The following is an 8,197-nucleotide window of genomic DNA, read 5'->3' on the forward strand; positions in this document are numbered from 1 at the left end:
TGAAAAACTTAAAGCTATATCAATTTCAAAAAACATGAAAAGAAATAAAGTTATAGAATCACTCATAAATAATGAATTCTTAAGGCTATAGGAACCTCGCTGTATTGCTTTTAATACTCATATTAGTTTACTTAATCGTCTTCTATTTGATTTAAGTTAATAGTGTACATAAAAATTTATGTCTATACTGGGCACATTGGTTACTAGCACGAAATTTCCATGAAACAATCTCTACAGATCTGGCTTGAAGCCGCTCGTCCAAAAACATTACCTCTGGCATTAGTCTCTATCTTAACGGGTAGCGTACTCGCCTACTCGGCGGGTCATTTTTCACTGACAATTGCCATCATGGCTTTCGTAACCGCGACGTTGCTGCAAATTCTGTCCAACCTGGCAAACGACTATGGCGATGCCGTTCAAGGTACAGATAACGACAAACGCCTTGGCCCATTACGAGCGATGCAGTCTGGCGCGGTAAGTGCGAAACAAATGAAACAGGCGATTATCTTTAACATCGTTCTGACCGCCATTTCTGGCTTAGTGTTAGTTTTCTATTCACTAAGCTCACTGGAAAGCATTGTGACGTTTATCGGGCTGGGAATTTTAGCCATCCTCGCGGCGATTGCTTACACCATGGGTAGCAAACCATACGGTTACGTGGGGCTTGGCGATATTTCAGTTTTCTTGTTTTTTGGTTTACTCGGCGTATCTGGTACCTATTTCTTGCATACTGGTCACGTAGATACCACGCTATTCTTACCTGCTCTAGGCTGCGGTTTACTCGCCGTTGCAGTACTCAACATCAACAATATGCGTGATATAGAGAACGACCGAGAGTGTGGTAAACGCACGGTCGCAGTGCGTTTGGGTCAACGCAAAGCCAAGCAGTACCACTTTGTTTTACTTGGCGGTGCTATTCTTGCCTTTGCGGCTTACTTGTTAATTCAAGACAAACCCGTTTGGATTAGCTTGCCATTTTTACTTAGTATTTATTTCGTGGCCGATCATGGTAAAGCGGTTTGGCATACACAAAAGCCCGCTCAGATAGCACCAATGATGCCAGTCATCGTGAAATGCTCTTTAGTCACCAACGTTTTGTTTGCAACAATTGTGGTAGCTCAAACTCTAGTAAGTTAAAAAAGGATTGTCATTGCATTGACTTAATGCCTAGATATACTCAAAGACAACCAATTTCTGTTTAGAAAGGTACGCTATGGAATACAATACCTCAGCACTCTGTGATATCTACCTCGATCAGGTAGATGTGGTTGAACCAATGTTCAGTAATTTTGGCGGTCGCGCTTCATTTGCCGGGCAAATCACCACCATCAAGTGTTTTGAAGATAATTCGTTGATCCGCGAGACATTAGAGCAAGATGGACTTGGTCGCGTTTTGTTAATTGACGGTGGCGGTTCCCTACGTAAAGCCCTTATCGATGCAGAAATCGCAACTATTGCGGAAGAAAACGAGTGGGAAGGCATTGTCGTTTACGGCTGTGTTCGTGAAGTAGATGAACTTGAAGATATGAACTTAGGCATTCAAGCCCTCGCCTCTATTCCTGTTGGAGCGACCAGCCAGGGTATTGGCGAATTAGATGTACCAGTCAATTTTGGCGGCGTCAGCTTCTTACCTGAAGATTATATTTATGCCGATAGCACCGGAATTATCCTGTCGCCTGAACCATTGAATATTGATTTAGAGTTGGATGAAGAATAATAACGAGTCTTAGGTACCTAAGTTATAGGACCTTGTCTTGGCTATCAGGCATAGAGCTTGTCCAAAGATTTCCTACTTCCCCAAAACACAAACACCCGCTTAACGCGGGTGTTTTTAATTTGGAATGAAGAAGCCGGATTATTCCACTTCGTCCATTTTGCCAAGTAGTGCACGAATGCGCTCTTGCCATTGTGCGTGCTCTTGTTGTGCTTGCTGTGCTTTTTGCTCTAGCTCTTCACGTTGAGAGCGAAGCTCGTTCGCTTCTTCCGCAAGTTTTGCTTTATCTTCTTTCAGCTCTTCGACTTCCATCTGAAGAAGAGTGATTGTGTCAACTGCAGTTTGAATTTTAGATTCTAGTTGTTCTAGTACTTCAAAAGACATCTTGGCCTACCTATGTTATTCCGTTGGGACGATGTGCGAGATTGATGCACACCTAACCTATATAAGGTTCATTCTACTCAGCGTCGCGATGAGAAACACTCACTATATTCGATATTTCGCATCATTCGGTCAAAAAATCGGCGCAATCTCACTAAACGCTGACTTTTCTTATCGCCGAAGCATTTTTGAGCAAGGATTTTGCCTCCCCCCACGCTGAAAATCGCCCTAAGTATTGATCAAATTCAAGCTAGATAAAGTAAAAGCTCCGCAAAAAGGCAAACGTTTACCCTACGTTGTGATAGAATCGCCGCGCAAATTCTTCTTCCCTCTTGCTTACTTGGAGACATCATGAAACGCGATTTAGCAATGGCATTTTCCCGTGTGACTGAAGGTGCAGCTTTGGCTGGTTACAAATGGCTTGGCCGTGGCGATAAAAATGCAGCCGATGGCGCAGCTGTTGAAGTTATGCGCACCCTACTGAACAAAACAGATATCAGTGGTGAAATTGTCATTGGTGAGGGTGAAATCGATGATGCGCCAATGCTATACATTGGTGAGCAAGTGGGTATTGGTGGTGATGAAGTAGATATTGCAGTCGACCCGATTGAAGGGACGCGTATGACGGCAATGGGACAATCAAACGCACTAGCCGTACTTGCCGCAGGTGAGAAAGGCAGCTTTCTTAAAGCGCCAGATATGTACATGGAAAAACTGGTTGTTGGCCCTGGTGCAAAAGGCGTGATTGACTTAGAAAAGCCGTTAAAAGAGAACCTAGAGAACGTAGCAAAAGCCCTGAACAAACCACTTGATACCTTAGTCGTTATTACCCTTGCGAAACCTCGCCACGATGACGTTATTGCAGAAATGCAAGCAATGGGCGTACGTGTCTTTGCGGTGCCTGATGGTGATGTGGCTGCCTCTATTCTGACTTGTATGCCAGACAGTGAAGTGGACATGATGTACTGTATTGGCGGCGCGCCAGAAGGGGTCGTATCAGCCGCGGTGATTCGAGCGCTAGACGGTGACATGCACGGTCGTCTACTTCCTCGTCATGAAGTAAAAGGCGATACTGAAGAAAACCGCATTTACGGCGCAGACGAACTAAAACGCTGTGATGAAATGGGCGTCAAAGCGAATGTTGTCCTCAAAATGGAAGACATGGCCCGTAGCGACAATGTGGTATTTTCAGCTACAGGCATCACTAAAGGTGACTTGCTAGAAGGCATCTCTCGCCAAGGCAATATCGCAACCACAGAAACGCTGCTCGTGCGTGGTCGATGCCGTACTATTCGTCGCATTAAGTCGACTCACTACCTAGATCGTAAAGATCCAGAAGTGCGTGATATTATTCTTTAAGCATTTCTCGAGGCTCTCGCTCAATCTGAGTGTGAGCCTTTCTTTCCGCACAACCAAGCAATAGATTCTGAATCACGCTCGTCCCTCGCTGTTCAGAATGACGGTCACCACAGCATGCTCTAAATCAAAAGAGTTCGTCACTCTAGCGAGCCTCAGCGAGACTAAGAATCCAATAGCAACAAACTCCTGCTCTTTCCATCCCACCTTAACAACTACACAACCGGGCGATAGATTCTGAATCACCCCGTTCCTCGTTGTTCAGAATGACGGTGACTTTAATAAGCTCTAAATCAAAAGAACTCGTCATTCTAGCGAGTTCCAGCGAGACTAAGAATCTAATACTAATAACAGCAAACTCCTATTCTCTCCCTCTCACCATAACCATTGCACAACCGAACGATAGATTCTGAAGCACACTCGTTTCTCGCTGTTCAGAGTGGCGATATATATTGGTTCGCATGAACATAGACCCAACAGATCCCCACTCAAACTAAGTCAACACTTTTCTTTACTAACCCTATCGCGCATAATATGTACTGACGTATAAATGGTGGGTATATGAAGACCGTAGATAGGATATTGCAAATCGTTAAGCGTGATGGTTCCGTCACTGCAAAACAACTCTCTTCTGAGCTGGGTATGACAACTATGGGGGCGCGTCAGCACCTGCAGAGTTTAGAAGATGATGGCATCCTGTCTATTCATGACGTCAAAGTCAAAGTGGGTCGCCCCGCTCGCCATTGGTCTCTCACTCAAAAAGGTCATGAGCAATTTGCTGATCGTCACGGTGAGTTGACCATTCAGTTTATAGAAGCTGTCGAACATATCTTTGGCAAAGATGGACTGGAAAAAGTCACATCAGAAAGGGAAAAACTCACGTTACAAAGTTATCGTCAGCACCTTGAGCAATGCAACTCTCTGCAAAGCAAACTAGAAACTCTTGTGACACTAAGAGAACAAGAAGGCTATATGGCCGAGCTTGAGCAAGATGAGAACGGATTTATCTTGATCGAAAATCACTGCCCGATTTGTAAAGCCGCAACTCGCTGCCCAAGCTTGTGCCAATCGGAATTGAGCGTCTTTCAGTCTTTGCTTGGACGTGACACCAAAATAGAGCGCACCGAGCATATCATCAGCGGTCAAAGACGCTGCGTGTACCGCATCCAACAACTGCAGTAACCACCACAAACAAACATCGACATGCCGCACTTATTCAATCTCAAGCTTGAAAGCTTCTCTTATAAGTGAGACGGCTGAAGAATTCATCCTCTCACCTCTTTCTAGTGGTATAGGCTTTTAGTAACTAAAGGCAATTTCCATAAGGATTTGGAGAGCATCGATGTCTACTCTACGTCACTCCCCTTCTCAAACGCTTCCGCCATTCGATGAAATGGTTCGAATGGCTGAGCGAGACCCAGAAGCTTTTGAGCAATTTCGTCATGAAATGGCAAAAGAGATGATCGAAAGCGCATCAGAAAACATGCAAGAAAGACTGTGGGCTCAGCAAAGCCACATCGATAGGGTCATCAGCACGTGTAAAAACCCTCATCACACCAATGTGGTATTGATGAACGAATTACAAAAACAGGTCGTGAAGTTCAGAGCGGCGCTACAAGGGGAAACGGCACCGACTCAAAAAGCGGATGTGGTTAGCTTAGAGGCATTTAAAGGTAGGGATGATTTTTACTGATACTCTGTAGATAGATCGAGAAAGTTAGGGTTCGTTTCTCTTACCAAGGCTAACTTCCACTCACGCTTCCACTGCTTGAGCTGCTTTTCTCGGTTTATGGCAGTTGCCATATCTTCGAATAACTCAAAGTAAACGAGCTTATGAACGTTGTATTTCTTGGTAAATCCCTCAACTACTCCGTTTTTATGCTGCCATATTCTTTGAGGCAGCTGACTGGTAACACCAATGTAAAGAACGGCGTTGTTGTTTGACGTTAGGATATAAACGCAAGGTGTCCTATCGATGATTCATTCTCCTTCATTATTCGCTTTTACTTTTCCATTGTAATTCACTCGCTCAGTCCAAACTCGGACCGCTCTGTGCGTAGATTCTGAATCACGCTCGTACCTCGTTGTTCAGAATGACGGTTATAATAGCAAGCTCTAGATCAAAGGAGTTCGTCATTCTAGCGAGACTCAGAATCTACTTTCAGCGCGCACGTTACTTAAAGCGATCACTCAGGCTCAGGGCCATATTGGTTTGGTCCTGATGTCCCCTTTAAGAAGCCACATTCAATTAGAATCCATAAACCACAAATCAGAGAAATGGATGCAACGAACATTTGCGGTGTCGACGGCTCTTGTGCAACAGGGCTGGTCATTGGCGTAGCGATTCGTCCGATAATCAGCGGAATATTCAGTGCTAGCCAATAGATTGATTTGTTGCGGTCATGCCAACGCTTGGTGGTGATCGCCAAATCAGGGATTAACAAAATCACCAAGAAAATAGGGAGAAGTAAATAGGAAAAAGTAGGAAATAGCTTACTGATTCCAGCACCAAAACCTAGAATAGATACATAGTAAATGACGTTCCAAATCCAGTAGGTTTTACGGTTTATACGTCCTTGAAAAGAAAACAGTAACTCTTTAGTCGACATCAAATTTTACCCCAAAATAGAAAGGTTATAGATTAGCCGAGTCGATATGGTTTGGAAAGTACACCTGCAGTGTAAGCGCCAACAGCGCCGTTACAACAAGCAGAGCGAGGCTAAGCTGAAGCAACGACAAACACTCGATAAGGCCTATTAGCTTTCAGTTTCCTTGTACCTCACGATGCGTAACCTGCTTGCTACTCTCAAGAAACTCGATTCAACCTAATTCACTACCTTCTGGAAGCTGTCTACGTCCATGTCTCGGATATTGACCGTTAAGCTGTGCACGTGACTGGCTTGCTCTTGAAGTGTCGCCATCAAGGCTCGTGACAGTTCCCGCTTCTGCTCTTGGGAACGGCCAGATAGCAAATCAAAGTTGATATGGATAAAGTCGAGGCTATCGCCCTCTTCCCCAATTAACCAATTGTGGCACCGGAGCGTTCTAGATTTCACTGACGCGAGCTCAAAAAGGCCACTCTCTAACGCCGTTTTATGTAAATCCTCCAGCAACCCCTGAACATTGACACGCTCTTCCACCGAGTTTGAATACTCTAAAACGAGATTTGGCATTTTGATTCCTTTCTACAACTATTAATTCCAGCGCGTAGTAATACCAATCTCAGCAGCAATTTCCGAGGAATGAACTATCATTCTGTCTACGTGATCACCAATCGATTGCTTTTGACAAAAATAACAGAATCGATGCTTGGTCGAATCAGTAAAGAAAGCCGGACAAGACATGACGCCAATCATGATCTGTTCACATTATTCTGTTATATTCCTACGTAGATTTTTTACATTAATTGACTATTTACATTAAAGATAAGGGAGATTTTCCTATGCGTCGTCCTGTAGTGATGGGTAACTGGAAACTAAACGGCAGCAAAGCAATGGTAACTGAGCTGCTAACTGGTCTTAACGCTGAGCTTGAAGGCGTTGAAGGTGTTGACGTAGCAGTCGCTCCACCAGCACTTTACATCGACCTAGCAGAGCGCGTAATCGCTGAAGGCGGTAACAAGATCATCCTAGGTGCTCAAAACACTGACCTAAACAACAGCGGTGCGTTCACTGGCGATATGTCTCCAGAAATGCTGAAAGATTTCGGTGCTACTCACATCATCATCGGTCACTCAGAGCGTCGTGAATACCACAACGAATCTGACGAGTTCATCGCGAAGAAATTCAACTTCCTAAAAGAAAACGGCCTAACTCCTGTTTTCTGTATCGGTGAATCTGAAGCGCAAAACGAAGCTGGCGAAACTGAAGCTGTATGTGCACGTCAAATCAACGCAGTTATCGACACTTACGGTGTTGAAGCTCTAAACGGCGCAATCATCGCTTACGAACCAATCTGGGCTATCGGTACTGGTAAAGCAGCAACCGCTGAAGATGCACAACGCATCCACGCTTCTATCCGCGCACTAATCGCAGCGAAAGACGAAGCAGTTGCAGCACAAGTAATCATCCAATACGGTGGCTCTGTTAAGCCAGAAAACGCTCAAGCTTACTTCTCACAACCAGACATCGACGGTGCTCTAGTTGGCGGCGCTTCTCTAGACGCGAAAAGCTTCGCAGCAATCGCTAAAGCAGCGGCTAAAGCAAAAGCTTAATCTCGTTTTTACTCAGAGTAGAAATAAAAAAGGGATGCATCATGCATCCCTTTTTGTTTGTGTATTAGATTACACACGATCATCGTAACTAAAGTCTAATCACTACCAAATAGGTCTCGCGTGTACACCTTATCAGCCACATCAGTAAGTTCTTCAACCATACGGTTAGAGACAATCACATCGGCGCTTTGTTTAAACTCATTCAGATCGTTGATTACACGTGAGTTAAAGAACTCGTCTTCCTGAAGTACTGGTTCATACACCACCACTTCAACGCCCTTTGCCTTGATACGCTTCATAATACCTTGAATAGACGAAGCGCGGAAATTATCTGAGCCAGCTTTCATTATCAAACGGTATATCCCAACCACTTTAGGTTCTCGTTTGAGAATAGACTCAGCAATAAAGTCTTTACGAGTTCGATTGGCTTCCACTATGGCCCCAATAATACTGTTTGGGACATCTTGATAGTTTGCACGAAGTTGCTTGGTATCTTTTGGCAGACAATAACCGCCATATCCAAACGAAGGGTT

General features: G+C 44.4%; 11 protein-coding genes. 6 read left to right on the forward strand and 5 right to left on the reverse strand.

Translation table 11 applies throughout. The features are described 5' to 3' along the window. Positions 1–219: 219 nt before the first annotated feature. Together CAG69_RS05560 and rraA are read left to right on the forward strand one after the other, a co-directional pair. Entirely contained in the window at positions 220–1,137 is a 918-nt protein-coding gene (locus CAG69_RS05560) for a 1,4-dihydroxy-2-naphthoate polyprenyltransferase (RefSeq protein ID WP_005397953.1), read from the forward strand. A gap of 76 nt (positions 1,138–1,213) precedes the next feature. Further along, positions 1,214–1,717 carry a ribonuclease E activity regulator RraA gene (rraA, locus tag CAG69_RS05565; RefSeq protein ID WP_025631518.1) on the forward strand — a complete coding sequence of 168 codons (504 nt, stop codon included), beginning with the start codon at positions 1,214–1,216 and terminating at the stop codon, positions 1,715–1,717. 138 nt (positions 1,718–1,855) lie between these two features. On the opposite strand, the gene zapB is transcribed toward rraA, so the two are convergent. Next, entirely contained in the window at positions 1,856–2,098 is a 243-nt protein-coding gene (gene zapB / locus CAG69_RS05570) for a cell division protein ZapB (protein ID WP_005379536.1), read from the reverse strand. A gap of 348 nt (positions 2,099–2,446) precedes the next feature. Here zapB and glpX point away from each other — a divergent pair, with 348 nt between their 5' ends. From glpX to CAG69_RS05585, 3 genes are all read left to right on the forward strand, one after another. After that, positions 2,447–3,454, forward strand: a complete 1,008-nt coding sequence (glpX, locus tag CAG69_RS05575; RefSeq protein WP_005383180.1) for a class II fructose-bisphosphatase — start codon at positions 2,447–2,449, stop codon at positions 3,452–3,454. 558 nt (positions 3,455–4,012) lie between these two features. Further along, positions 4,013–4,633, forward strand: coding sequence for a helix-turn-helix transcriptional regulator (locus tag CAG69_RS05580; protein WP_109168731.1), 621 nt, complete (start codon positions 4,013–4,015; stop codon positions 4,631–4,633). A gap of 160 nt (positions 4,634–4,793) precedes the next feature. Beyond that, positions 4,794–5,144, forward strand: a complete 351-nt coding sequence (locus CAG69_RS05585) for a DUF3135 domain-containing protein (RefSeq protein ID WP_139060144.1) — start codon at positions 4,794–4,796, stop codon at positions 5,142–5,144. Here CAG69_RS05585 and CAG69_RS05590 read toward each other — a convergent pair. From CAG69_RS05590 to CAG69_RS05600, 3 genes are all read right to left on the reverse strand, one after another. Beyond that, positions 5,138–5,431 carry a GIY-YIG nuclease family protein gene (locus CAG69_RS05590; protein WP_395219149.1) on the reverse strand — a complete coding sequence of 98 codons (294 nt, stop codon included), beginning with the start codon at positions 5,429–5,431 and terminating at the stop codon, positions 5,138–5,140. The genes CAG69_RS05585 and CAG69_RS05590 overlap by 7 nt on opposite strands. Positions 5,432–5,637: 206 nt before the next feature. Beyond that, the gene (locus CAG69_RS05595) at positions 5,638–6,060 is read right to left on the reverse strand and encodes a DUF805 domain-containing protein (RefSeq protein ID WP_012841178.1); all 423 of its coding nucleotides are present in this window, start codon (positions 6,058–6,060) and stop codon (positions 5,638–5,640) included. A gap of 216 nt (positions 6,061–6,276) precedes the next feature. Continuing rightward, positions 6,277–6,624: a 5-carboxymethyl-2-hydroxymuconate Delta-isomerase gene (locus CAG69_RS05600; RefSeq protein WP_005397960.1), complete on the reverse strand. Its 348-nt coding sequence runs from the start codon at positions 6,622–6,624 to the stop codon at positions 6,277–6,279. Positions 6,625–6,893: 269 nt separating this feature from the next. On the opposite strand from CAG69_RS05600, the gene tpiA reads away from it, so the two are divergent. Beyond that, on the forward strand, positions 6,894–7,664 hold the full coding sequence (tpiA, locus tag CAG69_RS05605) for a triose-phosphate isomerase (RefSeq protein WP_104971202.1): 771 nt from the start codon (positions 6,894–6,896) through the stop codon (positions 7,662–7,664). A gap of 95 nt (positions 7,665–7,759) precedes the next feature. Here the strand turns inward: tpiA and CAG69_RS05610 are convergent. Then, positions 7,760–8,197: UDP binding domain-containing protein (locus tag CAG69_RS05610; RefSeq protein ID WP_272925879.1), on the reverse strand; the 438-nt coding region annotated here is incomplete at its 5' end.

This window comes from Vibrio sp. V43_P6S15P86 (genome assembly GCF_009904725.1).
Taxonomy (GTDB): domain Bacteria; phylum Pseudomonadota; class Gammaproteobacteria; order Enterobacterales; family Vibrionaceae; genus Vibrio; species Vibrio diabolicus.

Bases quoted from the DNA above. Each gene is read 5' to 3' on its own strand.
- CAG69_RS05585 (WP_139060144.1), top strand. From the start codon at position 4,794: ATGTCTACTCTACGTCACTCCCCTTCTCAAACGCTTCCGCCATTCGAT.
- rraA (WP_025631518.1), top strand. From the start codon at position 1,214: ATGGAATACAATACCTCAGCACTCTGTGATATCTACCTCGATCAGGTA.
- CAG69_RS05600 (WP_005397960.1), bottom strand. From the start codon at position 6,624: ATGCCAAATCTCGTTTTAGAGTATTCAAACTCGGTGGAAGAGCGTGTC.
- zapB (WP_005379536.1), bottom strand. From the start codon at position 2,098: ATGTCTTTTGAAGTACTAGAACAACTAGAATCTAAAATTCAAACTGCA.
- CAG69_RS05560 (WP_005397953.1), top strand. From the start codon at position 220: ATGAAACAATCTCTACAGATCTGGCTTGAAGCCGCTCGTCCAAAAACA.
- glpX (WP_005383180.1), top strand. From the start codon at position 2,447: ATGAAACGCGATTTAGCAATGGCATTTTCCCGTGTGACTGAAGGTGCA.
- CAG69_RS05595 (WP_012841178.1), bottom strand. From the start codon at position 6,060: ATGTCGACTAAAGAGTTACTGTTTTCTTTTCAAGGACGTATAAACCGT.
- tpiA (WP_104971202.1), top strand. From the start codon at position 6,894: ATGCGTCGTCCTGTAGTGATGGGTAACTGGAAACTAAACGGCAGCAAA.
- CAG69_RS05580 (WP_109168731.1), top strand. From the start codon at position 4,013: ATGAAGACCGTAGATAGGATATTGCAAATCGTTAAGCGTGATGGTTCC.